This window comes from Picosynechococcus sp. PCC 7003 (assembly GCF_001693255.1).
In the GTDB taxonomy this organism is placed as follows: domain Bacteria; phylum Cyanobacteriota; class Cyanobacteriia; order Cyanobacteriales; family MRBY01; genus MRBY01.
Genome location: NZ_CP016474.1, coordinates 757,797 through 782,756, shown reverse-complemented (window position 1 = coordinate 782,756; position 24,960 = coordinate 757,797). Strand labels below are relative to the sequence as shown.

At 50.6% G+C, this 24,960-nt stretch carries 24 protein-coding genes; 18 read left to right on the top strand and 6 right to left on the bottom strand.

All coding sequences use genetic code 11. The features are described from left to right. Positions 1-89 precede the first annotated feature (89 nt). A complete protein-coding gene (psb29, locus tag AWQ21_RS03665) occupies positions 90-845 on the top strand; it encodes a photosystem II biogenesis protein Psp29 (protein ID WP_065715203.1) in 756 nt (251 codons plus the stop codon). A 54-nt stretch (positions 846-899) separates the two neighbouring features. Here psb29 and AWQ21_RS03660 read toward each other — a convergent pair whose 3' ends face one another. Next, positions 900-1,373 carry a hypothetical protein gene (locus AWQ21_RS03660; RefSeq protein WP_065713378.1) on the bottom strand — a complete coding sequence of 158 codons (474 nt, stop codon included), beginning with the start codon at positions 1,371-1,373 and terminating at the stop codon, positions 900-902. A gap of 253 nt (positions 1,374-1,626) precedes the next feature. On the opposite strand from AWQ21_RS03660, the gene cimA reads away from it, so the two are divergent. From cimA to AWQ21_RS03625, 7 genes are all read left to right on the top strand, one after another. Then, the gene (gene cimA / locus AWQ21_RS03655; protein ID WP_065713377.1) at positions 1,627-3,243 is read left to right on the top strand and encodes a citramalate synthase; all 1,617 of its coding nucleotides are present in this window, start codon (positions 1,627-1,629) and stop codon (positions 3,241-3,243) included. A 340-nt stretch (positions 3,244-3,583) separates the two neighbouring features. Further along, positions 3,584-4,084 carry a DUF2231 domain-containing protein gene (locus tag AWQ21_RS03650; protein ID WP_065713376.1) on the top strand — a complete coding sequence of 167 codons (501 nt, stop codon included), beginning with the start codon at positions 3,584-3,586 and terminating at the stop codon, positions 4,082-4,084. Positions 4,085-4,087: 3 nt separating this feature from the next. Beyond that, positions 4,088-4,687 carry a DUF2231 domain-containing protein gene (locus tag AWQ21_RS03645; protein WP_065713375.1) on the top strand — a complete coding sequence of 200 codons (600 nt, stop codon included), beginning with the start codon at positions 4,088-4,090 and terminating at the stop codon, positions 4,685-4,687. 18 nt (positions 4,688-4,705) lie between these two features. Beyond that, the gene (locus AWQ21_RS03640; protein WP_065713374.1) at positions 4,706-5,599 is read left to right on the top strand and encodes a cytochrome c oxidase subunit II; all 894 of its coding nucleotides are present in this window, start codon (positions 4,706-4,708) and stop codon (positions 5,597-5,599) included. A 50-nt stretch (positions 5,600-5,649) separates the two neighbouring features. Next, complete coding sequence (locus AWQ21_RS03635; RefSeq protein WP_065713373.1) at positions 5,650-7,305, top strand: cbb3-type cytochrome c oxidase subunit I; 1,656 nt, start codon at positions 5,650-5,652, stop codon at positions 7,303-7,305. Between the two features lie 216 nt (positions 7,306-7,521). Then, a complete protein-coding gene (locus AWQ21_RS03630; protein WP_065713372.1) occupies positions 7,522-8,115 on the top strand; it encodes a heme-copper oxidase subunit III in 594 nt (197 codons plus the stop codon). Between the two features lie 98 nt (positions 8,116-8,213). Next, positions 8,214-9,704: a GMC oxidoreductase gene (locus tag AWQ21_RS03625; protein WP_065713371.1), complete on the top strand. Its 1,491-nt coding sequence runs from the start codon at positions 8,214-8,216 to the stop codon at positions 9,702-9,704. On the opposite strand, the gene AWQ21_RS03620 is transcribed toward AWQ21_RS03625, so the two are convergent. Then, positions 9,705-10,556, bottom strand: a complete 852-nt coding sequence (locus AWQ21_RS03620; RefSeq protein WP_065713370.1) for a pentapeptide repeat-containing protein — start codon at positions 10,554-10,556, stop codon at positions 9,705-9,707. Between the two features lie 891 nt (positions 10,557-11,447). On the opposite strand from AWQ21_RS03620, the gene ureE reads away from it, so the two are divergent. From ureE to AWQ21_RS03600, 4 genes are all read left to right on the top strand, one after another. Beyond that, the gene (gene ureE / locus AWQ21_RS03615; protein ID WP_065713369.1) at positions 11,448-11,897 is read left to right on the top strand and encodes an urease accessory protein UreE; all 450 of its coding nucleotides are present in this window, start codon (positions 11,448-11,450) and stop codon (positions 11,895-11,897) included. Positions 11,898-12,016: 119 nt separating this feature from the next. Beyond that, positions 12,017-13,375, top strand: coding sequence for an MFS transporter (locus AWQ21_RS03610; protein WP_065713368.1), 1,359 nt, complete (start codon positions 12,017-12,019; stop codon positions 13,373-13,375). A gap of 23 nt (positions 13,376-13,398) precedes the next feature. Then, positions 13,399-14,562 (top strand): glycosyltransferase family 4 protein, encoded by a 1,164-nt coding sequence (locus AWQ21_RS03605; RefSeq protein WP_065713367.1) that lies wholly within the window; start codon positions 13,399-13,401, stop codon positions 14,560-14,562. 11 nt (positions 14,563-14,573) lie between these two features. Next, positions 14,574-15,104 carry a hypothetical protein gene (locus AWQ21_RS03600; protein ID WP_232315056.1) on the top strand — a complete coding sequence of 177 codons (531 nt, stop codon included), beginning with the start codon at positions 14,574-14,576 and terminating at the stop codon, positions 15,102-15,104. 32 nt (positions 15,105-15,136) lie between these two features. On the opposite strand, the gene AWQ21_RS03595 is transcribed toward AWQ21_RS03600, so the two are convergent. Both AWQ21_RS03595 and rlmN read right to left on the bottom strand, forming a co-directional pair. Next, on the bottom strand, positions 15,137-15,433 hold the full coding sequence (locus AWQ21_RS03595) for a TatA/E family twin arginine-targeting protein translocase (RefSeq protein WP_065713366.1): 297 nt from the start codon (positions 15,431-15,433) through the stop codon (positions 15,137-15,139). Between the two features lie 35 nt (positions 15,434-15,468). After that, entirely contained in the window at positions 15,469-16,509 is a 1,041-nt protein-coding gene (gene rlmN / locus AWQ21_RS03590) for a 23S rRNA (adenine(2503)-C(2))-methyltransferase RlmN (protein ID WP_065713365.1), read from the bottom strand. A gap of 178 nt (positions 16,510-16,687) precedes the next feature. Here rlmN and AWQ21_RS03585 point away from each other — a divergent pair, with 178 nt between their 5' ends. From AWQ21_RS03585 to AWQ21_RS03570, 5 genes are all read left to right on the top strand, one after another. Then, positions 16,688-17,536: an alpha/beta hydrolase gene (locus AWQ21_RS03585; protein WP_065713364.1), complete on the top strand. Its 849-nt coding sequence runs from the start codon at positions 16,688-16,690 to the stop codon at positions 17,534-17,536. A gap of 9 nt (positions 17,537-17,545) precedes the next feature. Further along, positions 17,546-18,301, top strand: a complete 756-nt coding sequence (locus tag AWQ21_RS03580; RefSeq protein WP_065713363.1) for a phosphonate ABC transporter ATP-binding protein — start codon at positions 17,546-17,548, stop codon at positions 18,299-18,301. Between the two features lie 26 nt (positions 18,302-18,327). Further along, on the top strand, positions 18,328-20,127 hold the full coding sequence (locus AWQ21_RS03575; RefSeq protein ID WP_065713362.1) for an ABC transporter ATP-binding protein: 1,800 nt from the start codon (positions 18,328-18,330) through the stop codon (positions 20,125-20,127). A gap of 62 nt (positions 20,128-20,189) precedes the next feature. Further along, positions 20,190-20,363, top strand: a complete 174-nt coding sequence (locus AWQ21_RS16365) for a hypothetical protein (protein WP_198159686.1) — start codon at positions 20,190-20,192, stop codon at positions 20,361-20,363. A 4-nt stretch (positions 20,364-20,367) separates the two neighbouring features. After that, entirely contained in the window at positions 20,368-21,648 is a 1,281-nt protein-coding gene (locus AWQ21_RS03570) for an FAD-binding oxidoreductase (protein WP_065713361.1), read from the top strand. Here AWQ21_RS03570 and AWQ21_RS03565 read toward each other — a convergent pair. After that, positions 21,645-22,055 (bottom strand): PH domain-containing protein, encoded by a 411-nt coding sequence (locus AWQ21_RS03565; RefSeq protein ID WP_232315055.1) that lies wholly within the window; start codon positions 22,053-22,055, stop codon positions 21,645-21,647. The genes AWQ21_RS03570 and AWQ21_RS03565 overlap by 4 nt on opposite strands. 360 nt (positions 22,056-22,415) lie before the next feature. Between AWQ21_RS03565 and typA the strand changes: the two genes are divergently transcribed. Further along, on the top strand, positions 22,416-24,209 hold the full coding sequence (gene typA, locus AWQ21_RS03560) for a translational GTPase TypA (protein ID WP_065713359.1): 1,794 nt from the start codon (positions 22,416-22,418) through the stop codon (positions 24,207-24,209). Positions 24,210-24,316: 107 nt separating this feature from the next. Here typA and AWQ21_RS03555 read toward each other — a convergent pair whose 3' ends face one another. Beyond that, positions 24,317-24,934, bottom strand: a complete 618-nt coding sequence (locus tag AWQ21_RS03555) for a cation transporter (RefSeq protein WP_065713358.1) — start codon at positions 24,932-24,934, stop codon at positions 24,317-24,319. Positions 24,935-24,960: the final 26 nt, after the last annotated feature.

Genomic DNA, 24,960 nt, shown 5'->3' with positions numbered 1-24,960 from the left:
TAGATAATCCGTCCCAGACCCATTACCTTGGCAAACGCCTCTGGAAACGTCAAAATAGAATATTGAAATGTCAATTGTGGGTTCCATTTGTGAGTCAAGTTCGCACCGTTTCCGATACGAAGCGTGATTTTTATACACACCATACCCGGCCAATTAATTCGATTTTTCGGCGCGTCGTCGAAGAACTTTTGGTCGAAATGCATTTACTGTCGGTGAATGCCGATTTTCGCTACGATCCTTTCTATGCATTGGGTGTTGTCACGTCCTTTGAGCGCTTCATGCAAGGCTATCGCCCAGAGGCAGATAAAGTTTCTATTTTCCAAAGCATGTGCCAAGCAATTGGGGGCGATGCCAACCGTTATAAAGAAGATGCAATGGCCCTGGTTGAACTAGCAAAACGCTGTTCTGGCACACAACTCATTGAGTGTTTCCGGCAAGATGTGCCCCCCGAAGGTGCCCAAGAATTGTGGGAAAAAATTGAGGCGATCGCCAGAAATGATCACTTCAAATATAGTCGTTTATTTGCCATTGGTATTTATACTTTTCTCGGTGAATCGGAGCCGCAACTCCTAGAAGACACCGAGAAGCGCGACGAAATGCTGACCACGGTCACCGCAGGTCTGAATCTCCCTGAGGAGAAAATGAAAAAAGACTTGGATCTGTATCGCAGCAACCTCGAAAAAATGAACCAAGTCCTAGAGGTTTTAGAAGATGCCCTCGCCGTAGAACGGCAACGTCGGGAAAAGGCAGAAGCAGAGGCCAAGGCCAAAGCAGCAGAAGCTACGGCGACGACTGAAACCAGCGACGAACCAAAAGAAACCAGCGAATCCGGCTCCGATGCTTAGGATTGCCCGTGCGAAACCTTGATTCTTAAATGTTATTGATTAACACCTTGATCCTCAGGATTTTTGATGACCCTTGTGGGGCAAAAACTGCAGATCGAGGTGTTCTTTAATGGGCAATTGTGGCGGTGAAATCGTCCCTTCTTCTACGGTGTCGATAATCGCCTGTTCTTGGATAAAAAATTCTCCGAAATCTTGCTGCTGGAGTTGCAACTCGTGGAATTGTAGTTGTCCGGCGATCGCCAATTCTGCCCCAGGCTCTGGCAGCGGAGTTTCCGTAATCACCCAAATGCGCCCGGTGCTGTCCTGCAATTCGTAAGCGCCCTGGTTGAGGAGAGGCACCCGCTGGGTGACAGTGCCTTGGACATACACCTCAACCCCCGGTGACACAGCCCCAAGACTGACAATGGGCTGCCTGGTCGTGCCGAGGTTTTCCTGTTGAGATAAAACTGTCCAGGGAGTACAGCCGATTAAATTTACAGCGATGAAGCCGCTAAGACACCACCGACTAACTTTGAAGGCGATCGCCATAGACAACACAAGCTTATAAACGCATCATTAAGATCAAAAAAGTATTTCCAGTGTACTCGATTCCCTGGAAGCTGCAAAAAGTCCTGGAGCTAGCAGTGATTTTCTCAGAAAAAATTTCTAGATCATCTTGTGATGCACTGCCCCTGAAATATCAACAAGATTGTCTAAGTTTGTGGAATCGTATCGAGGCCCGTCTTGCCCAGAAACTCCCTTGCTAGGATCAAAGGCAGCATTTCTAGCCGACGGTTCCCCTATGGTTTCTCCCCAAAACCCAGTTCAGATCTATGACACCACCCTCCGCGATGGTTGTCAGCGAGAAGGCCTTGCCCTCTCCCTCGAAGATAAAGTCCGCATCGCCCAGCACCTCGACCGCCTCGGCATTCCTTTTATTGAAGGGGGCTGGCCAGGGGCGAATCCAAAGGATGAACAATTTTTTCTACATCTCCGGGAATACCCACTCCAGCAAGCTAAAATTGTCGCCTTTTGTTCAACACGACGTCCCCATTCTGCCGTCGAAACCGATCCTTTACTCCAAGCGTCCCTCCTAGCCCAAACTCACTGGATTACCTTATTTGGCAAATCTTGGGATCTCCATGTCACCCTCGGTTTAGGTACCACCTTGGCGGAAAATTGCGCGATGATTCGGGAGAGTATCGCCTATCTAAAATCTCAAAATCGGCGGGTAATTTATGATGCGGAACATTGGTTTGATGGCTATCAACAAAACCCCGAATATGCCCTCAAAACCCTTGAAGCAGCGATCCAAGGAGGAGCCGAATATTTAGTTTTGTGTGACACTAACGGCGGCACATTGCCCCAAGGGATTACGACTAGTTTCCAGGATATTCAACAAGCATTTCCGGATCTCCAGATTCCCCTCGGCATCCACACCCACAATGATTCGGGGATGGCTGTGGCTAATGCAGTGATGGCAGTACAGGCCGGGGCCACCATGGTACAGGGCACTGTCAATGGCTACGGAGAACGCTGTGGCAATGCCAATTTATGTACGTTGATTCCCACCTTGCAACTGAAGTTAAATCAGCCTTGTTTAGCTCCGGAAAAACTACAACAACTCACCGGTACGAGCCGCTTAATCAGTGAAATTGTTAATTTGGCCCCCGATGACCATGCGCCCTATGTGGGTCGTTCGGCCTTTGCCCATAAGGGAGGAATTCATGTGTCGGCGGTACAAAAAAATGCCCTCACCTATGAACATATTGACCCGCAAACGGTGGGTAATGAGCGGCGGATTGTGGTGTCGGAACAGGCGGGCTTAAGCAATATTTTGGCCAAGGCGAAAAGCTTCGGGATTGCGTTGGAGAAAACGGATCTGGCCAGTCGAACGATCTTGCAAAAATTAAAGGATTTGGAGCATGAGGGATATCAATTTGAAGCGGCGGAGGCGAGCTTTCAGTTGTTAATCCGCTCGGCATTGGGGCATCGGCAGGAATTTTTTAAACTGCGGGGGTTCCATGTGAATTGTGATGTGGGAGAAACCCAAAGTACGGCGATCGCCACGATCAAGTTAGAGGTGAACGGGAAAAATTTGCTTGAAGCAGCGGAGGGCAATGGCCCCGTTTCGGCGTTGGATCAGGCCCTGCGGAAGGTATTGACGAAATTTTACCCAGAGATTGCCGAGTTTCAGCTAACGGATTACAAGGTACGGATTTTGGATGGGGCAGCAGGCACCGGCGCGAAAACGAGGGTTTTGGTGGAATCGAGCGATGGCTTAGAACGGTGGACAACGGTAGGCGTCTCAGCCAATATCCTTGAGGCCTCCTATCGCGCCGTGGTCGAGGGCATTGAGTATGGTTTGTTGCGGCGATCGCCTTATCCGTCTGTACCTTTACCTGTGGTCACCCTATAACCATCAGCCTAGGGAAATAGGGTAGATTTTTGGCTAATCCTTTGATGCGGGAGATTTGACATTTGCGGGCGATCGCCACCCCGCCTTTTTTGATCTGAGCTAGTATGGTTTGCAAGTCAAAATACCTAGAAAATTTTGGGTATCAGTGTTCTTCATTGCCGTCTCTTGTTCTAGTTGCCGGGCTAACTCAACTCAGATTTTTAGTCTATTTTCTGGTTCTGGGGTTTATCTACTATGACCCACAATCAAGAGGCTCCCTCTTGAGACAATTAGTGACTTAAAAGTTCCTAAAGATTCAGTATTTTTGGGGATTGGGTCGTATCCTCTCCACTCAATTTTCATGTTTGATAATCTTCTTCCCCCCCTCAACGAGCATAATCTCCCCTATCCCGATACGATTCACCCGATTGTGGTGCATTTCGTGATTGCGATGGTGTTGTTTGCGTTTTTCTGCGATGTAGTGGGCTATTTCACGCGCAATAGCAAGCTCTATGAAGTGAGCTGGTGGAATATGTTCGTCGCCACGGTCTCGATCTTTATCGCCATTATCTTCGGGCAAATAGAGGCGGGTTTGGCGATCGCCTACGATGCCGTCGAACCTGTGCTCAATCTCCACACGATCATCGGTTGGTCTTTATCGGGTATTGTTGCCGCCTTGACCGGATGGCGCTACGTGATCCGCTCCAAAGATCCCGAAGTGCTGCCGATGTCCTATCTGGGGATGGGGGTAATTTTGACGGGGATCGTTTTTTTCCAGGTGTATCTCGGGGATAAATTGGTCTGGGTTTACGGACTCCACACCACAGAGATTGTCCAAGCAGCAAAGGAAGGGCTTCTGTAATCCATGTATTCTGATCTGATTAATCAACTCAATCTGGGCGCTAATGGTTTGCCCTACAGCATTCCCATCCACCCGAATCTGGTGCATTTGACCCTGGGGCTATTTATCATTGGCATTGCCTTCGATATTGTCGGGGTGTTTTTTACCTTCGAGCGTCCCATTTTTAAGTATTTGGCGATCCCTGCCACCCGCTCTAATTTTTTTGATGTGGGCTGGTACAACATGGTGGCGGCATCGGTGATCACCTTCTTTACGGTGGCGGCGGGCTTCTACGAAATTTTGTTGATGGATGCGCCCACTGATGTGAAAAGTGCCTGGAATTTTAATGCCATCGACACGATGATCTGGCATGGGGTGGGCGGTGTTCTACTCCTGGCGTTAATCGTGGGGATGACGGTTTGGCGAGGGTTTCAGCGCTATGTGTGGCGCAGCGATCGCAGTCGTCAGGTGCAGTGGTGGTATTTGTTGGCGGGGCTGGTGATTATGTTTGTGATGTATATCCACGGAACCCTGGGCGCTCAGTTGGCGGCGGAGTTTGGGGCGCACAATACGGCGGGTCATCTGCTCCGTCTCGGTGAAGATCCCAATGTGTTGTTGCGGTAAGGGGGAAAAAATTAGGCTATGAAATTAAAAACGGTTCTCTCACTTTCGGCGATCGCCCTGCTCCTGGGGGTATTTAGTTACGTGGTCGGGCAATGGTCTTACAGTTGGTTGCCGCCCCAGGCTTCCATGGAATCCCAACTGGTGGATCAGCTCTTTAGCACCATGGTGGCGATCGGCACCTTTATCCTGTTTGGCGTTACCGGAACCATGACCTACTCGATCCTGTTCCACCGGGCAGGACGGTACGACACCAGTGATGGTCCCCCCATCGAAGGCAACATCAAACTCGAAATTATCTGGACAACGATTCCTTTTCTGATCGTGATTTATCTGGCGTATTTCAGTTACCAGACCTACCGCGAGATGAATATCCAAGCCCCCGGTCACGTCCACCAGGCAGCCCCCACGAAAAATGTTGCCAGCGGGATGCCCCCTATGGAGATGCCCATCACCAATGTGGAAGTCCTCGCCAAGCAATGGGCATGGGTTTTTCACTACCCCGAAAAAAATGTCACCAGCACCGAACTCCATCTCCCGGTGAACCAACGCGCCCACTTTATCCTGCGATCGCCCGACGTGATCCACGGCTTTTTTATCCCCGCCTTCCGGGTCAAACAGGACGTGATCCCCTTTGAAGATACCGACTTTGAATTTACCCCCATCAAGGAAGGTAAATATCGGATTCGCGATTCCCAATTTAGCGGAACCTATTTTGCCGCCATGGAAGCTGATGTGGTGGTGGAATCCCAGGAAGACTACCAAGCCTGGCTAAACCACGCCGCCCGCCAAACCCCGACCCCCGCCCCCAACCAAGCCGCCAGTGAATACGCCCGCCGTCAACAGAAAGAAGACCGCGCCGCCTGGAAGACTGTCCCCCCCGCCCCACCGCCCATGGTGAATTACCATCCCTAAATTTTTGTGATTCCGCCCCTAAATTTTTTCGTAATCTTTCCTCTGCAACCATGACCCAAGCTCCCCCAGAAGCCCTAACCAACGAGGGACAATCCCTCACCCATCTGCCCAATTGGCGCACCTTCTTTTCCTTCAGCACCGACCACAAAGTGATCGGGCTGCAATACATCGTCACGTCTTTTTTCTTTTTCCTCGTCGCCGGAATTTTCGCGATGATCATGCGGGGGGAATTGATTACCCCAGAGCCGGATCTCGTAGATCGCACCGTTTACAATGCCCTCTTCACCATGCACGGCAGCATCATGCTGTTTGGCTGGACGTTTCCGGTGTTGGCGGGCTTCGCGAATTATCTCGTTCCCCTGATGATCGGGGCGCGGGATACGGCATTCCCCCGCATCAATGCGATCGCCTTTTGGATGGTTCCGGTGTTTGGGTCGCTGTTAATCCTGAGCTTCCTGGCTCCGGGGGGACCTGCCCAATCGGGGTGGTGGTCTTATCCCCCGGTGAGTATCCAGAATCCGGCGGGAGTGTTGCTCAATGGCGAATTTCTCTGGTTGGTTGCTGTTGCCCTCTCTGGCATTTCCTCGATCCTGGGGGCGGTGAATATTGTCACTACCATTGTGCGGATGCGTTGTCCGGGAATGGGCTGGTTTAAGACCCCGGCATTTGTTTGGACGGTGCTGGCTGCCCAGATTATTCAGCTTTTTGGGTTACCCGCTTTAACGGCGGGGGCTGTGATGTTACTCTTCGATCTCACCGTGGGCACAACCTTTTTCGATGCATCCCAGGGGGGCAGTCCGGTACTGTACCAGCATTTTTTCTGGTTCTATTCCCACCCGGCGGTGTATGTGATGATTTTGCCCGTGTTTGGCTTTTTCTCGGAACTGTTCCCGGTCTATGCCCGCAAACCGTTGTTTGGTTACAAAGTTGTCGTTGTTTCTTCAATGATCATCGTGGCGCTCAGTGGGGTGGTCTGGGTGCACCATATGTTCGCGAGTGGTACGCCCCCCTGGATGCGGATGTTGTTTATGTTCTCGACGATGCTGATCTCTGTGCCGACGGGGATTAAGGTGTTTGCGTGGGTGGCGACCCTCTGGGGGGGTAAGTTGCGCCTGGATACGCCGATGCTCTTCGCGATGGGGGGTTTAATTAACTTCGTTTTTGCGGGGATCACAGGGATTATGTTGGCATCGGTTCCGGTGGATATCCATGTGAACAATACCTATTTTGTGGTGGGGCATTTTCACTATGTGATCTACGGGGCGATCGTCTTTGGGATCTATGGGGCGGTGTACCACTGGTTCCCGAAAATGACGGGCAAGATGTATTACGAGGGGTTAGGGAAGCTCCACTTTTGGTTGACGATGATCGGCACGACGTTAAATTTTCTGCCGATGCACCCGGTGGGGTTGATGGGGATGCCGCGTCGGGTGGCTTCCTATGATCCGGAGTTTGCCTTTTGGAATGTGATCGCGAGTATTGGTGGTTTTATCCTCGGGATGTCCACGATTCCGTTTCTCCTGAATATGATCGCCTCCTGGATCAACGGCGATCGCGCTCCGAGTAATCCTTGGCGGGCGATTGGGTTGGAATGGCTTGTACCTTCTCCCCCGGAACATGAGAATTTCGAGGAGTTGCCCATCGTTATCGCGGAACCCTATGGCTATGGGAAATCGGAACCACTCACGGAAAACCTAGGGGGTTAATGGGCTGTTACGAAAGTCCCCCAAACTCAGGGGATTAGGGTATTTAAAAACTCTCAAATTATCGTTATATCAATTGAGTCTGAGAGTTTGGATCCCCCTAAATCCCCCTTAATAAGGGGGACTTGATCTTCTCAATCGTTTCATCACTACTTGAAATGACGATAAATTGAAATCACCATCACTTTTTTAGACTGCAATTTACTGCCAATTATTGTTATGACTGCTATTAATGAAACCCCAGTATCGGCACCGAGTCACGGACAAGAGGAAGAGGATCATCGTCTGTTCGGCTTTGTTGTCTTTTTGTTCTCGGAAAGTGTGATTTTTATCAGCTTTTTTGTGGGCTATATCGTCTATAAACTCTCGGCAACGAATTGGTTACCCCCTGGGGTAGAGGGTTTAGAGATTCATGATCCGGCGATGAATACGGTGGTGCTGGTTTCTAGTAGCGGGGTGATTTATTTGGCAGAACGTTTTTTGCACAAAGAAAATCTCTGGGGGTTCCGTTTTTTCTGGCTGCTCACGATGGCAATGGGGAGCTATTTTCTCTATGGTCAGGCGGTGGAATGGCAGAGTCTCGAATTTGGGTTTACGTCGGGGGTCTATGGGGGGATTTTCTATCTTCTGACCGGGTTTCACGGACTGCATGTATTCACGGGAGTTTTGCTACAAGGGGTAATGTTGGGGCGCTCTTTTCTGCCGAATAATTATGCGGGCGGACAGTATGGTGTGGAGGCAACGTCCTGGTTTTGGCACTTTGTGGATGTGATTTGGATTGTTTTGTTTGGACTGATTTATCTCTGGCAGTAGTTGATGTAAATAATTCGGAAAATTATGGGGGCGATCGCCGATTTTTCTTTTAATCTTCTCTCCCGACAAAAATTTATAGACAGAGTGGTGTGTAAGTAATGATTATTGATGACCAAATTTATGACGTAATCGTGGTTGGGACGGGGGCTGGCGGTGGCACAATCGCCCGGAAGCTGGCGGATGCAGGCAAAAAAGTCTTGGTGCTAGAACAGGGAGATTTTGCGGAGAAGGAAAGCTCTGAATTGACGGAAGTAGAGGTTTTCAAAAAAGAGCAATACCACGCCCCGGAACAGTGGTACGACCAGCATGGTGAGCCGTTCCATCCCCAAACCAGCTATTGCGTTGGGGGCAACACAAAAATCTATAGCGGGGCGTTGATGCGGCTCCGGGAAAAGGATTTTGAGGCGGTCGAACATAAGGACGGCATTTCTCCGGAGTGGGGGCTAAAGTACGACGATTTTGAACCCTATTACACCGAAGCAGAAAAACTCTACCAGGTGCATGGGCAGGTCGGTGATGATGCGACAGAACCCCGCCGGAGTGGGGATTATGATTTTCCTCCTGTCGAACGCTTGCCCCAACTGGAGGCGATTCACGGGCGGTTTCAGGGCTATGGGTTGCACCCGAATTATCTCCCCATCGGCATTGGTCAGGAGGGACGCACGGACTCGGAAGATACGGGGGTTAGTCCTGCGATCCGGGCGGGCGATCGCCTCACGCTGAAAACGGGGGCGCGGGTCACCTCCATCCACACCGATCCCTCCGGCAAACTCGTGAAGGGGGTACAGGCAGTAATCCAAAATCAGGCATTTTTATTTGGGGCGGATATTGTGGTGCTCGCCTGTGGGGCGGTGAATTCAGCGGTCTTACTCCTCAAATCCGCCAACGCCAAACACGAAAACGGTCTGGGGAACAGTTCCGGGCTGGTCGGTCGCAATCTCATGAAGCAACTGATGACCGTCATTGTCGAGCAGGAACCCACCCTCAACGATGGTCTTTTTCAGCGATCGCTCTATGTGAATGATTTCTATTGGGGGGACAAGGATTTTCCCTATCCCATGGGTCATGTGCAGGATTCCGGCGGCATTTTGCAGGACGTAATTTTCTCGGAATCGCCGCCATTGCTGTCCGTTGCGGCGAAATTTTTACCGAAATTTGGGCTAAAACAATTGGCGACCCGCTCCCTCGGTTGGTGGTTGCAAACGGAGGATTTACCGAATCCGGAAAATCGGGTGTGGCTCAAAAATAATAAAGTTCACCTCAGCTACACCGAGAATAACCTCGAAGCCCACGATCGCCTGCTATACCGTTGGCAACAGGTGCTCAAGGCGGTGGATCAAGAATTTAAAGGAACCCATCCCTACGCCCGGATGCCCATCTCTGTGGTTGCCCACCAGTGCGGAACCTGTCGCTTTGGCACGGATCCCACGGCATCGGTTCTCAACCTCGATTGTCGGCTCCATGACCTCGAAAATCTCTATGTGGTGGACAGTAGTTTTTTCCCCTCCAGTAGCGCCACTAGCCCGATGTTGACCGTTATTGCCAATGCCCTCCGGGTCGGCGATCGCCTGTTAGAAATCCTTAAATAATTAGTCCCATCGATGTTGCCGCGCCTCTTCGACGATCCCCTGGGCTTCTTCGAGGGAAATATCATAGCGATCGCTCAATAATCGAGGCAGGCGACGACAGTCACGGTTGGGGTTCATCTTTGGTTGCTGAGCATAGGTGGGTAGAGCAACATTGCAGAGAAACGGCGAAGGGTCTGTTTCGAGTTGAATCGGTTCAAGGTTGAGCACTTCCCGTGAATTGACAAAAAAGAGTAGAGCCCCGCTGAGGATGGCTTCGCTGAGGTTCGCATCACTCAGGAGGGTACAGTTAAGGTCGGCATCACTGAGATTGGCATATCTGAGGTCAGCGCCGCTGAGGTTGGCATATCTCAGATTCACGCCGCTGAGGTTGGCATACTGGAGCGCCGCCCCGCTGAGGTTGGCTCCGTTGAGATTGGCGCTGCTGAGGTTCGCCCCGTTAAAATTTGCCCCGCTGAGATTGGCACCACTAAAGTTGGCATTGATCAAGCTCGCTCCGGAAAAATCTTTGCCATTGAGGTCAGCACCAGAGAAATTAGCGTCATTCAGATCGGTACCGCAGAAGTCAGTTGTCTCTGTCTTTTTTGTAGCTCGGCGGACGCTGAATAATAGGAGAGCACCACCAATAATTGCGGCGATCGCCCTCAGGTCGCTAACTAAAATTTCGCGATGGGGATCAACTAGAGTGACACTTTCGTTCTGGGATGGGCGAGGATAATCTGCCTGCTGTCTTTGACTAGGGAGCAACCATAACCAGCACATCATCCAGAGCACAACTGGTGTGGCGATCGCCCCAACTGCCCATCCTTTCTTGATTTGTTTTTTTGGCTGCCATAGCTTGAATCGCTTGCGCATTCTTGAGACTCCCTTAATACTGATCCCATTATTGCGTCCTCGATTTGGCAACACTCTAATCTTTATGCAGGCTTCAGGATCCCAGGGAAGACAATCAGTTAATTGACGCCATAATTCCCACAGCCCCCAGGAATTGGGTGTTGCGAATATAATGCACTGCTCAAAATCAGCCTTGTCGTTTTTGGAAACTCGAATTTTTGTAAACGATCAGAGTTTTACCAATGGTCCGACATGGGGTGACCGCAGCGGGCGCAATTAAATCCTCCGGGCGGATCAACAAACGAAGGACAACTACAGCCACTATGGGTGCATTTTCCTTTGCCGCTGACGGGGTGACTTGGGGAAATATCTTTCCGAGGAACCAGCCCCCATGAAAGTCTTACATTTTTTGTCGGTTGAGCGACTGGTGTAAGTGTCTTAGTATTCATCGGTTTGATTGGGTTTACGACTAGACACTTCCAGGCTAGCTTCCCTGGTCGGCGATCGCTAAAAACCGCCAAAAATCTCAAAGTTTTTGTAATTAATCGTTAAGAGGCTACTTATAAAGTAAATGAATCTCTTAAGTTGTTCCCTAAATCTCCTCATCAAAGCTCCAGCAAAATGGGGGATTTTATCCTATTCATTCCCAAAAAATCTCCCCCAGAGTGAGGGTAAGGAAGCTTTATAAATAAGCTCGAAGGCCCATTCTCTATAAATACTTTTTTGTGCATTAACTATAGATGATACGAATACTTTTCTCACAATATTCTCCCTGTTATTTTCCTGTAAAATGTTTTTTGCTTAAACATTATTCCTGTGGCACAAAGTCGAGTTATAGAGTGGTCTAGGCTAAACTAATGTTCATTCCTTTAGGATTGCCGGTTTTCTTTCACTTTCATATCGCTAGAGCCGATGACTAACGCTGACTTGATCCTGACTCAAAAATACCAACCCCAGGCACCGATCCAAGTAGATCTAGAACTATTTCTCACTGCTGCCGAACGTCAAAAGAGCCGCCAACGCTTGGAGTTAGACAATGGCCAAGCGATTCACTTCAACTTGCCCCGGGGCAGCCATATCCATCCCGACGACTACTTCCAAACCGCCACTGGCTCTACCCTCGTGCAGGTTAAGGCAAAACCTGAACCTGTGGTCACCGTAACGGCCTCGACTCCCTTTGAACTGCTCAGGGCCGCTTACCATCTTGGCAACCGCCATGTGCCCTTAGAAGTTCATCCCCAATATCTTCGCCTGTCCCCAGACCATGTACTCGAAGATATGCTCACTGGGCTGGGGTTACAACTTAAACAAGAAATGATGCCTTTTTTCCCGGAAGATGGGGCCTATGGCCATCACCACTAACTTCGTTACTAGGCACACAATCCGGGTAAATCCTGGGCGGTAACTCCCCAACATAAGGCGATCGCAGGATTTATACTTAAAAGTGATTTCTTTATCAACTTTTTGGTTGCCGAGCACGCATGTCAACGGAAACGGATCTACCGACCCTCTCCCCCAAAGATACTCCCCCAACCGAGATGGGTACGGCCCCGTCCGAAAGCGTAGATGGTTTTGGGCCTGTATTGCGCAACCCCAAATTTCTCGTCCTTTGGCTTGGCCAAATCTTTTCACAGCTAGCCGATAAGATTTATCTCGTGCTGATGATTGCTTTGATTGCCAGTCACTTTAAAACGGCGGATCAGAGCATTAGTGCTTGGGTCTCGGCGATCATGATTGCTTTTACGGTGCCTGCTATTTTGTTTGGTTCCGTTGCAGGGGTCTATGTGGATCGCTGGTCTAAAAAAGGAACTCTAATTATTTCGAATTTGTTGCGGGGCATCTTTGTCTTTTGTATCCCGCTCCTACTCTGGCTAGTGCGGGATCAGCCCAATTGGTGGGAGCTTCCCCCTGGATTTGTCTTTTTGTTGGGGATCACCTTTGCTGTTTCTACCTTGACACAATTTTTTGCGCCAGCGGAACAGGCGACTTTACCGCTCATTGTGAAGAACAAACATCTATTGGCGGCCAATTCTCTCTACACCACCACGATGATGGCTTTGTTAATTGTGGGGTTTGCGGTGGGAGAACCGTTATTGGGCCTAGCGGATCAACTGGTTGAGTCCTTCGGCATTACGGGCGCTTGGGGCAAAGAATTCGTGGTTGGGGGAGGTTATGCGATCGCCGGTCTGATCTTGTTGGCCCTGAAGACCAATGAAACGGAAACGGATCGCCAACGAGAACAGCCCCACGTCTGGGAGGATATCAAAGACGGATTGCGCTATCTAAATGAAAACCACCGGGTTCGTAATGCTCTCATTCAATTGGTGATTTTATTTTCTGTGTTTGCAGCCCTGGCGGTGTTGGCGGTGAGTCTGGCAGCCCAAATCCCTGGGTTAAAGGCGGAGCAGTTTGGCTTTTTGTTGGCAGCGGGGGGCGTTGGTTTAGGGATCGGTGCTTTCTTTTTGGGTCACTGGGGTAATCAGTTGCCCTACCGTACCCTCAGCCTTTGGGGTTCCATTGGGACGGCGATCGCCTTAATTGCTCTCTCTTTTTCGATCCACAATTTGGTTTTTGCCCTTGCGAGTACCACCTGTCTGGGCTTTTTTGCGGCCCTAGTAGGAGTGCCGATGCAGACAACGATCCAGCGCGAAACCCCGGCGATCCTCCGGGGGAAGGTTTTCGGTTTACAGAATAATGCTGTTAATATTGCTCTATCTTTACCTCTAGCCCTGGCTGGGGTGGCAGAAACCTTTTTTGGCCTGCAACCGGTACTTCTGGGCCTTTCGGGATTGGCGATCGCCGGTGGGGTATTGAACTGGTATATTTCAATCAAATCCTAACGCACACCACAGGATCCCCCTCAATGCATGTTGCTTGGCTCGGTAAAAAATCTCCTTTTTGTGGCAATGTCACCTATGGCCGTGAAGTGACCAATCACCTCCTTGATCGGGGCTATCAAGTAAGCTTTCTCCACTTTGCCCAGCAAGAAGAATGTGATCAAAAATGGCGGGACTGCCCAGAGGTTTTTTTACCGTTCCTCTACAAGTCGCAAATTTATACGATCCCCAGTCCCAAATCGAGTCATGTGCTGATGCGATCGCTCCAGCAATTCCAGCCAGACCTCGTCCATGCCTCCCTGACCCTCTCGCCCCTAGATTTTCGCCTGCCCGACATTTGCCGCGAATTAGATTTGCCCCTAGTGGCCACCTTTCACCCTCCCTTTGACAGCAAGCTACGGAACCTCAAATCCAGTACCCAATACCTCACCTACCAGCTCTATGCCCCTTGCCTAGCCAACTACGACCGGGTAATTGTCTTTTCAGAAATTCAAAAAGAAATGCTCGTCAAACTGGGGGTGCCACGGGATACGGTGCGCATTATTCCCAATGGCGTCGATGAACAAAAATATGCCCCGGCCCTCAGTGCCTACCGCCATACCTTCAAAGCGAAACGGGTGTTTATTTACCAGGGCCGCATTGCCCCCGAAAAAAATGTAGAAGCTCTCCTCAAAGCCTGGCGACTGGCCAATATGGGGGAAGATTGCGTGCTGTTAATGGTCGGTGATGGCCCCCTCAAGGCTTCCTTAGAGTTGCTCTATACCGAGGATCAAGGGGTGCGGTGGCTTGGATTCATCGGGGATGAAGTGCAGCGGATCGATCTCCTCCGGGCGGCGGATGTATTTGTGTTGCCGTCCTTGGTGGAAGGATTATCTTTATCATTGCTTGAAGCGATGGCCTGCGGTTTAGCCTGCATTGCCACGGATGCCGGCGCCGATGGGGAAGTGCTCAATCAGGGAGCCGGAGTCGTCCTCGATACCCAGGGAGTCACCGGACAACTGAAAACCCTTTTACCCTTGTTCCGTGAGCAGCCAGAATTAGTCACAATCCTGGGTCACAAGGCGAGGCAGCGCGTGTTAGAACGTTACACTTTGCAGAACAATATTAGTCAGCTCGAACAAACGTACCAAGAGCTCTGTCCCACGGCGGCATCTGCCCACCATCCGACGCCAGTACAAAGTTTTCCCTAAAAGGCTTACTTTTGGCCAGGGTTTATCATGGGGAGACCAGTCTATTTTTTGGCGATCGCCTTGATATTTTTTCTATGGATTTAGACCAACAACTGCAAATCCTCATTGACCAAGCCCCCCAGGATGGCACCATGCCCCAGGTGATGGCCCAGGCGATCGCCCCAGTGCTCAAAGCTTTCGCCCAAAAATTACAATCCCTTGAATACTATGTCTGCCAATCCTTAGGGGGAGACTGGCTGATCACGACCCTTGCCCACCAGAGCGATCCCCAGCGGACCAAAACCGTGATTTATGGCTTCTCCACCCTCGCCCTCGCCCAGCAGCATCAGGGTAGCAGCAATGCGGATCCGTCCCTAATTGCTGTGCCACTGCCCGTCACCCACCTGTTATTTCAACTGTTTTCGATGGCCGCCGTCGATAGTTTGATTATCACCGAGGCCCAGGGTAGCGTTGAAATTCGCCGCCAGGATCTACAACAGGCCGTTCAACAACAATTATTAGGCGATCGCCCCCGTCAAACCCCAGGCAGTCAATGGGCTTGAAGCAAGACACCAAAGACAAACCCAGTTGCGCTCTAACTAGATGGGGTATCAGCCTTTGTTTCCTGATCAGAGGTTTCCGGTTTAGCTTCTGAAGCCTCGACTTTTTCGCCGTTCCCTTCCTCTAGGCGGGCCTGCATCGAAACGGTTTTTTCAATTTTTTCAGCTTCTTTCTTGAATTCCTCCTGGAATTCGCTGGAGGCATCCTGGAAACTGCGGATCGTTTTCCCTAGGCTCCGACCAATCTCCGGCAACTTTTTTGGGCCAAAAATTAATAGAGCAATAATAAAAATAAGGGCCATTTCTGGCAGGCCAATCCCGAAAATATTCATAGATTCTTTGGGGTTAAGGGTGGGTTTTTGCTGTTTTATTTTACCGTTGCCGGGGCCGATCGTCGGAGGTTTGACCGCAGTTGACCGCAGGCCGCGTCTGCTTCCAAGCCCTTAGAATAACGCACACTCACCGCAATCTTGTGATCCTGGAGTATTTGCTTAAAGACATTAATTCGTTTTTTCCCTGGTCGCTGGAAAGGAACCTCGGTAATGGGATTGTAGGGAATCAAATTTACATGGCTTTGGAACCCCTTCAGTTTTTTGGCTAATTCGGCGGCATGGTCGGGCAAATCATTCACCCCCGCCAACAAAATGTATTCAAAACTGAGACGGCGACGGGTAATGGCGACATACTCGCGGCATTCGTCTAACAGATCCTCAATGGGATAATGGACAGCGGTGGGGATAATGGATTCTCGGAGAGCTTGGTTTGGGGCGTGGAGGCTTACCGCTAGGGTGATTTGTAAATTCTGCTGGGCCAGGGCGCGGATCTGATCGGGTACCCCCACGGTAGAAACTGTCAGCGATCGCTGGCCAATGCCGATGTCTTGGTTCAGGCTCTGGACCGATTTCAGCACTTGTTCGAGGTTGGCGAGGGGTTCTCCCATGCCCATAAACACCACATGGCTGACCCGTTGCTGGAAGTCTGCTTGGACAGTGAGCACTTGATCAATAATTTCGTGGGCCTGGAGGTGCCGGGTAAAGCCACTTTTGCCGGTGGCACAAAAATCACAGGCCATGGCACAGCCCACCTGAGAAGAAACACAGACAGTGAGGCGTTTTTCGGTGGGGATACCAACGGTCTCAATAATTAAGCCGTCGTGGAGTTGGAGGAGATATTTGCGGGTACCATCGGGGGCGGTGCGTTGGTGGTGGATCTGCGATCGCCCCACGGGATAAGTCCCCATTTGTTCGCGCCAAGCCTTCGGAAAGACAGTGATCTCATCCAGGTCGTGGATTCCTTTTTGGTAGAGCCAATTGTAAAGTTGCTTGCCACGGTAGGCGGGTTGGCCGGTGGTTTCGATCCAGTGGGTCAGTTCCGGGAGACTTTTGCCGAGGAGTACGTCTTGGGGCATGGGTTGCAAGGGAAAGGGGCGATCGCCTGTGATTGGGTTAAGGGATTAAGTAAAAAAAATTCCTCTTCCATTGTGGCATAGGGGCTACTGCTTCCTGGTGGGGTGTCCGGACAATCAAAAAACTGTCCTGAAATTCTTGGCTCCCCCAGGGAATCTGCCTATGATTTAGAGGTGGTGTATGGCAAGGAAAATCATGTTGGGCTGGTTATTGATTGGACTGGTGTTGCTCTATCTGGGGGGCTGTGGTTATCTTTTTTTTGGGCAGCGGCGGATTATTTTTGAACCCCAAGCCCAACCACCGCATCCTGTGCCGCCGGATTTTGCTTTGCCTTACGAAACGGTCACCATCCCCGTCGCCCCAGCGCAACAATTGACGGGTTGGTGGCTGCCCCAGGGCAATGGCGATAAAACGTTACTGTTTCTCCATGGGAATGGTGGGTTAACGGCCTACAATTTCCAGGCGATCGCCCTGTGGTATCAAGCGGGCTATTCGGTTTTGGCCTTTAACTATCGGGGTTTCGGCCATAGCAGTCCCGGCTTCCCCCAAGAATCCCAGGTGTACGCAGATGCGGCAGCAGCCTATACATTTCTCACCCAAACGAAGAAAATTCCAGCCCAGCAGTTGATGATCCACGGCCATTCCCTCGGTGGGGCGATCGCCATTGAATTGGCCCAGCAGTACCCGGTCGGCGGCTTATTTTTAGAAGGCACCTTTACCTCAATGTTGGCAATGTCCACCACCAAACCCCTCTATCGGATTTTTCCTGTTTCGTTTCTCCTGCACCAACGATTTGACTCGGCGGCCAAAATCACCCAACTCCAGCTACCGATTTTCTTTTGCCACGGGGAACTGGATGAAACAGTCCCCTATACGATGGGGGGGCAACTATGGGCGATCGCCAACGAACCCAAGCAATTCCAAGCGGTGCCTGGGGCCGACCACCATAATCTAGCCGCCGTGAGCCCAGCCACCATCCAGCAAGGGATTACCTGGCTCGCAGCTCACCGTTCCCTCTGCCACGGGTGATTAAAACAGATGACAGAACCAATTTTTGTGGGGCGATCGCTCTCGTGTCATTTCCGGGGCGTTGCTGCCCTGACGGAACTCAATTTTGAAATTTATCCCGGCGAAAAGGTGGGGCTAATTGGGGCCAGTGGCGCAGGCAAAAGCACCCTCCTCAGTCTCCTCAATGGGCAACGGCAGCCTACCCAGGGGGAATTGCTCATCTGGGGGGAAGCGATCGCAACCCTCTCCCCAAGGCGACGGCGGCGCATCCAACGGCAGCTCGGCACCATTTATCAACAACTCCACTTAGTCGAAAGTCTAGCCGTCATTCACAATGTCAATGCGGGTCATCTGGGACGTTGGTCGTTTCTAAAAGCGCTGTTTTCCCTGGTCTTTCCCCGTGAGCGTCCCCTAGCCGAAACCGTCTTAAAACAGGTGGGCATCCCCGAAAAACTTTTTGCTAGAACCAGCGACCTATCGGGGGGACAAAAACAACGGGTCGCCTTGGCGCGGGTCTTGGTGCAAAATCCGGCGGTGATCCTCGCAGACGAACCCATTGCCAGCCTTGATCCCCAACTGAGTCGGGAAATGATGGATTTACTGGTGCAGCTTTGTGAAACCCAGGGAAAAACCCTCGTTGTTAGCCTCCACTCCTTGGAGTTTGCCCGGAGCCATTGCGATCGCCTAATTGGTCTCAAAGCCGGCCAAATTCTGTTCGATCAGCCCACCACAACGGTCAGTGACGCCCAAATCGCCCACCTCTACGGTGATCAATCGATATACTAGATGTCTGCATTTCTTGAAAAATCTCCATGGCGATCGCATCCTCTTCTGCTCCGAAAAATGATTGGCAACTGGCCGGGAAGCTCCTTCCCTATGCCAAGAAAAATCTAATTACCCTCGCTGTGTCGATTATTTTGCTGATCCCCTTGGCGATCGCCGGTGCTGTGCAACCCCTCGTTGTCGGTCAGGCCGTTTCCCTGTTGCGGGGCGAAACAGTGTGGGGCATCCTCGCTGATCTCAGCATTTCAGAAGGGATTAACCGTTTAATCTGGATTCTCTTAGCTACCATTGTGATTCGCCTGGCCTTTACCTCGATCCAAGGCTACCTTGTCCAAAAAGTGGGCCAAGAAATTACCGCAGGAGTACGCCAGGATTTATTTGATCACGTCACGTCCCTTTCTTCGCGCTTCTTTGACCGGATGCCCGTCGGCAAGCTCGTCACCCGTTTAACCAATGACGTGGAAGCCCTGGGCGATGTTTTTGCCAGTGGGGCGATCGGCATTGTGAATGATGTCATTTCCCTGGCCGTGATTATTGTGTCGATTTTCCTGTTGCAATGGCAGCTAGCGACGCTCCTCATGTTGATGTTGTTGCCTGTCACCTTTTTGATCGTGTATTTCCAGGGACAATACCGCAAAGCCAACTACCAAGCCCGGGAAGAACTCTCCCAACTGAACGCGATGCTCCAGGAAAATGTCGCGGGGATTAATATCGTGCAATTATTCCGTCGGGAAGCGCTAAATGCAGAGTTATTCCGCACCGTTAATGATCGCTATCGTTTGGCCGTTAATAAAACCATCTTCCATGACTCAGCGGTTTCTGCCACCCTGGAGTGGATTTCCCTGGTGGCGATCGCCGGAGTGCTTTGGTTGGGAGGCTGGCTGATTTTCCAGGATGCCCTGAGCTTTGGGGTGCTGTCCGCCTTTATCCTCTACTCCCAGCGGTTATTTAATCCCCTGCGTCAATTTGCCGACAAGTTCACCATGTTCCAGTCGGGGTTGACGGCCATCGAACGGGTGACAGAGTTAATGTCGGAGCCCATCGAAATCCAAGATAAACAACAACATTTAACGACTTCTTTAAATCTCTCGGATTCTGCCTCCGGTGAAATTATTTTTGATAACGTTTCCTTTGGCTATAAACCTGGGGAATATGTCCTAAAAAACCTAAATTTCAAGATTAAACCCGGTGAAAAAATCGCCCTTGTGGGGCCAACGGGTGCCGGCAAAAGTTCAATCATCCGGTTACTCTGTCGCCTGTACGACCCTAGTGAAGGACGCATTCTCGTCGATGGCATTGATATTCGTGACCTCCCCCAAGAAGATCTGCGGCGGCACATTGGCGTGATCCTCCAAGAAAGTTTTCTTTTTGCTGGGGATGTCCAACGCAATATTACCCTGGGAGAAGAGTATCCCTTTGAGGCGGTAAAGCAAGCCGCAGTGCTAACCAACGTCGATCAACTCATCGAAGAACTGCCCCAAGGGTATCGCACAGCCCTCCGGGAACGGGGGACAAATCTTTCTGGGGGCCAAAAACAACTACTGGCCTTTGCCCGGGTGGCCATCCGCGATCCGAAAATTCTGGTACTTGATGAAGCGACGGCAAGTCTGGATGTGGGCACAGAGGCTTTAATCCAGTCAGCCCTAGAACAACTCCTCGAAGACCGCACAGCGATTATTATTGCCCACCGTCTCTCGACCATCCGGGATGTGGATAAGATCATTGTCCTGAAGCAAGGGGAAATTCTTGAAACGGGGAACCACGATCAACTGCTCGCCCAAAATGGGCTATACGCCAGCCTCTATCGTCTGCATATGTTGGGAGACTAGACGGGGCGTTTCCTTTGCTTGGTATGATAATGAACACAGAATTTTCACTAAGGAACGGGCCGATGACAACCCACTTCATTACCGCAGAAATTGATCTCCAGGAAAATCCGGCAGATTTGCCCAAGGAAATTGAAGCAGAACTCGAAAAGCGGGGTGATGTGCTCCGGTGGGCGATTACTGAAGTTGAAGAAAATACGGCAAAAGTTGAGGCGATCGCCTTAACCCCAGAAGAATAAAATCATGGCTTTGGTGGTTGACCCCGATACCCAAAATATCGATCTAAAAGCGTGGCAATATTGTCACCCCCATTGGCATCGGCAGATGGAAAAGATCAGCCGTCAAAGCCCAGAAGCCCTGCTCGTGCCCCACTCCCACGCTGCCCTCGCGGAAATCTTTCGCACTGCCCACCGGGAACAAATCACGATTATCCCCTGCGGTAATGGCACTAAGCTAACTTGGGGCGGACTCACGCCGAAAGTAGACTGGTTGGTGAGCACCCGACAGTTAAACCGCATCGTGGATCATGCCGTTAATGATCTGACCATTACGGTGGAAGCGGGCATCACCTTTGCCGATCTGCAAAACCATCTCAGGCCCCATAAACAGTATCTCCCCCTCGATCCCAGCTTTCCTGACCAAGCGACCCTAGGGGGAATTGTGGCCACAGCGGATACCGGCAGTTTGCGCCAACGTTACGGTGGTGTACGGGATCTGCTCCTGGGAATCACCATGCTCCGGGCCGATGGCACCTTGGCAAAAGCCGGAGGAAAAGTGGTCAAAAATGTGGCAGGCTATGATTTGATGAAGCTCCTCACAGGTTCCCATGGCAGCTTGGCGACGATTACCGAATTAACGTTTCGCCTGTATCCGATCCAAGAGCAGTCCCAGACGATATTAATGCTTGGGTCGCCCGCACAGATACGCCAAGCCCAGGGCCAAATTTTAAATTCTGTACTCACGCCAGCGGCAGCAGATCTCCTCTCGCCCCGACTATTGCAACGGTTACAAAGGGGAACTGGAGAAGACTGGGGCTTGTTGCTGCGTTTTGAGGCGATCCGCGAGAGCATTACGGCTCAACTACAGGAATTAGACGCTATCGGGCAACGTTTGGGTTTAGTCAGCCGGCCGGAGAACTTTAATCTCTGGGAACAGCTACGGGAAGCTTTATCTGGGGAAATGGTCAGCACCAAAGTTGGCATTTTGTCCGATCAAAGTATGGCTCTGTTGCAACACATTGAGACCCTAACCAATGGCCAGGCGATCGCCCGGGTTCATTGCAAGAGTGGTCTGGGTTTTGTTGCGTTTCCCCATGACCAATTTCTCCGACAATTCCGCAGCATCCGGGAATTTTGTCAGGTTCATCACGGTTTTTTCACGATTTTAGATGCTCCCTATCGCCTCAAACAGCAATTTGAACCCTGGGGCTATCCAGGCGACGCCCTACCGTTGATGCGCCGTATTAAACAGCAATTCGATCCCCAAAATATCTTGAGTCCCCAGCGTTTTGTGGGCGGCATCTAACGGCCGAGAATCGCGGTGACAAACTGCTCCGGCTTTTCTGGGGTGACGACAATGGTCTGGTCAGCCCATTTCAAAACGACCGCTAACCGAACCGCCGTGGCATAGGCATCGTAACGCCCCAACTTTTTATTCCAAAATTTGCCGGTAAAAGCAAATAGACCGCCATTACCAAACAGTCGTAATGAACCATCCATAGCAGTCGAATCGTAGGTGGCACTTTCTAAATTGTCTAAAGCGATTTCTGTTTGCCAGCCGAGGCGCTCAATATAAAGGCGATCGCCGTCCAGATGATAGCCCCGCACCATAAATAATGCCGTGATGCCTAAAATGCTAATGGGCAAAATGATCCACAGCCAAAAATAAGACTCCTGTTGCTGGAACCCCACAATCAAGAACAGCAGCACCATGCCAAACAGCACTAGACAAACAATCGCGGTAATCGTGATCAGGGTCTGACTCCAGGGGGCTCTAAAAAAAGACTATGTTCCATAACCGTTGCGAGAAGCTGATTTCACGGTAGCAAAGTTCTCCAAAAACCACGGCAACGGTAAAGTTTTATCTCTACCAGCCAGTATTATCTGTCGCCCTTCAACGTTTCCGTATATTTATCTGGTAAATCTTGGCCGTGACGGTGCTACCCTGGATTTCTCGCCTGCCCAGTAGTCGAAACTTCATAACTTAAATATTAAGAAAGATGATAATTAGGCTACAATTGGGCAGAAATTGTCAAAAAAATTTACAGGTCTTAGGAACCATCCGTAAAATTTATGTCTCTTCCCATTCGTAACGTCGCGATTATTGCCCACGTTGACCACGGTAAAACAACCCTTGTTGATGCTCTCTTACATCAATCTGGCATTTTCCGAGAAGGCGAAGACATCCCCGATTGCGTGATGGACTCCAACGACCTGGAACGGGAACGGGGTATTACGATTCTTTCCAAGAACACCGCCGTCCGTTATAACGACATTCTCATTAATATTGTTGACACCCCTGGCCACGCCGATTTCGGTGGTGAGGTAGAGCGCGTCCTCGGCATGGTAGACGGTTGTATCTTGATCGTCGATGCCAACGAAGGCCCGATGCCCCAGACCCGTTTTGTTCTGAAAAAGGCCCTCGAAAAAGGTCTACGCCCAATTGTTGTCGTCAATAAAATCGACCGCCCCAACGTTAATCCTGAAACCGCTGTTGATAAGGTTTTTGATCTTTTCGTTGAACTGGGTGCTGATGACGACCAATGTGACTTCACCACCCTCTATGCTTCTGGTTTAGCTGGCTTCGCCCGGGAATCCCTCGACGATACCAATGAGGACATGGAACCTCTCTTCCAAGCGATTCTGCAGCATGTTCCCCCGCCAGCCGGAGATATCAATAAGCCTCTCCAGTTACAGGTTACAACTCTCGATTACTCCGATTACCTTGGGCGGATCGTCATTGGTCGTCTCCACAACGGCACGATTAAAGCGGGACAACAGGCGGCTCTCATTAAAGAAGATGGCTCCATTACCAAGGCAAAAGTAGCGAAGTTAATGGGCTTTGAAGGGTTGAATCGCGTTGAACTCGAAGAAGCAACTGCCGGGATGATCGTGGCCGTCGCTGGGTTTGCCGATGCCAATATCGGGGAAACGGTGACGTCCCCTGAAGACCCCCAAGCTTTGCCGCTGATTAAGGTCGATGAACCCACATTACAGATGACCTTCTCTGTAAATAATTCTCCCTTTGCGGGCCAGGAAGGTACGTTTGTCACTTCTCGCCAAATCCGCGATCGCCTCGAAAGAGAACTCGAAACCAACGTCGCCCTACGGGTAGAAGATGGTGAGTCCGCCGATAGCTTTGCCGTGTCCGGTCGAGGCGAACTGCACTTGGGTATTTTAATCGAAACCATGCGCCGCGAAGGCTACGAATTCCAAGTTGCCCAGCCCAAGGTGATTTACCGCGAAGTCAACGGTAAACCCTGTGAACCTTTTGAATACCTTGTGCTTGATGTCCCGGAAGAAGCAGTGGGTAGCTGTATCGAACGGCTCGGTCAGCGCAAAGGAGAAATGCAGGATATGCAGGCTGGCGCAGGCGGCCGTACCCAACTCGAATTTGTTGTGCCCGCCCGTGGTTTGATTGGTTTCCGGGGTGAATTTATTCGGATCACCCGTGGTGCTGGCATCATGAACCACAGTTTCTTGGAATATCGGCCCCTCTGTGGTGACTTTGATACCCGCTATAACGGCGTCATCACTGCCTTTGAAGAAGGAACAGCAACTTTCTATGCCCTCAAGAACGCTGAGGATCGCGGCCAATTTTTCATCACCCCAGGCACTAAAGTTTACAAGGGCATGATTGTTGGGGAGCACAACCGTCCCCAAGATCTAGAGCTAAATGTTTGTAAGGCGAAACAGCTCACGAACCATCGGGCTGCCAGCGGTGATGAACTGGTTCAGTTGCAAGCACCCATGGAAATGAACCTCGAACGTGCCCTCGAATACATTGGCCCCGGAGAACTCGTAGAAGTCACGCCTGAATCCATCCGTCTTCGCAAAGTGGAAACGAAGAAAATGGCCAAGCGCTAATGTTCTGGCATGACCCAACACCTAACCCAACACCTAAAGGGTGAATGTTAGTGATTTAAGAAAGGCTGATCCTGCCATGATGTGGGATCAGCTTTTTTTATTTCTAGTTATTGTTGTTGCATTTCTCGCCACGATTGCGACAAAACTTTACTGGCTGATTTGGCAAAGACAAAGGTCAGGAGAAAACCCACCAGCAAATCTGGCAGCTTGGAATTCGTGAGAAAGACCAATCCGGCAGCAATTAACACGGATGTATTGGCAATGATGTCATTGCGGGAACACAACCAAACAGAAGACATATTGAGATTATCGTTGCGATGACGCGTCAAAAGCAGTAGGCAGAGTAAATTCGCAAATAACGCGACAATACCAATCGTCCCCATAATGGAAGCTTCCGGGCTAACGCCTGCGAACAATTGGTAGCTTGCCCTTGCAAACACTGCAACCGCAAACAAAAACATAATGACTCCCTTAAGGAACGCGGCTCCAGCCTGGGCCTGCACACTCTTGTTAATGACATACAAGCTGCTGGCATAGACCAAGGCATCTCCCAACATATCCAAAGAATCTCCAGTTAAAGAGAGAGAACCCGCTCGAATCCCAGCACCAAATTCGACCAGAAACATTACTGCGTTGATAAACAACACGGCCCAAAGTACTTTTGCTTGTTGTTGCTTTAGTTTCGACAACGCACAAGCTTTTGCTTGACAGCAATTATCGCCCATGACTTAGTTTTACATTTCGATATTCA

Bases quoted from the DNA above. Each gene is read 5' to 3' on its own strand.
- AWQ21_RS03660 (WP_065713378.1), bottom strand. From the start codon at position 1,373: ATGGCGATCGCCTTCAAAGTTAGTCGGTGGTGTCTTAGCGGCTTCATC.
- cimA (WP_065713377.1), top strand. From the start codon at position 1,627: ATGGTTTCTCCCCAAAACCCAGTTCAGATCTATGACACCACCCTCCGC.
- AWQ21_RS03650 (WP_065713376.1), top strand. From the start codon at position 3,584: ATGTTTGATAATCTTCTTCCCCCCCTCAACGAGCATAATCTCCCCTAT.
- AWQ21_RS03645 (WP_065713375.1), top strand. From the start codon at position 4,088: ATGTATTCTGATCTGATTAATCAACTCAATCTGGGCGCTAATGGTTTG.
- AWQ21_RS03640 (WP_065713374.1), top strand. From the start codon at position 4,706: ATGAAATTAAAAACGGTTCTCTCACTTTCGGCGATCGCCCTGCTCCTG.
- AWQ21_RS03635 (WP_065713373.1), top strand. From the start codon at position 5,650: ATGACCCAAGCTCCCCCAGAAGCCCTAACCAACGAGGGACAATCCCTC.
- AWQ21_RS03630 (WP_065713372.1), top strand. From the start codon at position 7,522: ATGACTGCTATTAATGAAACCCCAGTATCGGCACCGAGTCACGGACAA.
- AWQ21_RS03625 (WP_065713371.1), top strand. From the start codon at position 8,214: ATGATTATTGATGACCAAATTTATGACGTAATCGTGGTTGGGACGGGG.
- AWQ21_RS03620 (WP_065713370.1), bottom strand. From the start codon at position 10,556: ATGCGCAAGCGATTCAAGCTATGGCAGCCAAAAAAACAAATCAAGAAA.
- ureE (WP_065713369.1), top strand. From the start codon at position 11,448: ATGACTAACGCTGACTTGATCCTGACTCAAAAATACCAACCCCAGGCA.
- AWQ21_RS03610 (WP_065713368.1), top strand. From the start codon at position 12,017: ATGTCAACGGAAACGGATCTACCGACCCTCTCCCCCAAAGATACTCCC.
- AWQ21_RS03605 (WP_065713367.1), top strand. From the start codon at position 13,399: ATGCATGTTGCTTGGCTCGGTAAAAAATCTCCTTTTTGTGGCAATGTC.
- AWQ21_RS03595 (WP_065713366.1), bottom strand. From the start codon at position 15,433: ATGAATATTTTCGGGATTGGCCTGCCAGAAATGGCCCTTATTTTTATT.
- rlmN (WP_065713365.1), bottom strand. From the start codon at position 16,509: ATGCCCCAAGACGTACTCCTCGGCAAAAGTCTCCCGGAACTGACCCAC.
- AWQ21_RS03585 (WP_065713364.1), top strand. From the start codon at position 16,688: ATGGCAAGGAAAATCATGTTGGGCTGGTTATTGATTGGACTGGTGTTG.
- AWQ21_RS03580 (WP_065713363.1), top strand. From the start codon at position 17,546: ATGACAGAACCAATTTTTGTGGGGCGATCGCTCTCGTGTCATTTCCGG.
- AWQ21_RS03575 (WP_065713362.1), top strand. From the start codon at position 18,328: ATGGCGATCGCATCCTCTTCTGCTCCGAAAAATGATTGGCAACTGGCC.
- AWQ21_RS16365 (WP_198159686.1), top strand. From the start codon at position 20,190: ATGACAACCCACTTCATTACCGCAGAAATTGATCTCCAGGAAAATCCG.
- AWQ21_RS03570 (WP_065713361.1), top strand. From the start codon at position 20,368: ATGGCTTTGGTGGTTGACCCCGATACCCAAAATATCGATCTAAAAGCG.
- AWQ21_RS03565 (WP_232315055.1), bottom strand. From the start codon at position 22,055: ATGGTGCTGCTGTTCTTGATTGTGGGGTTCCAGCAACAGGAGTCTTAT.
- typA (WP_065713359.1), top strand. From the start codon at position 22,416: ATGTCTCTTCCCATTCGTAACGTCGCGATTATTGCCCACGTTGACCAC.
- AWQ21_RS03555 (WP_065713358.1), bottom strand. From the start codon at position 24,934: ATGGGCGATAATTGCTGTCAAGCAAAAGCTTGTGCGTTGTCGAAACTA.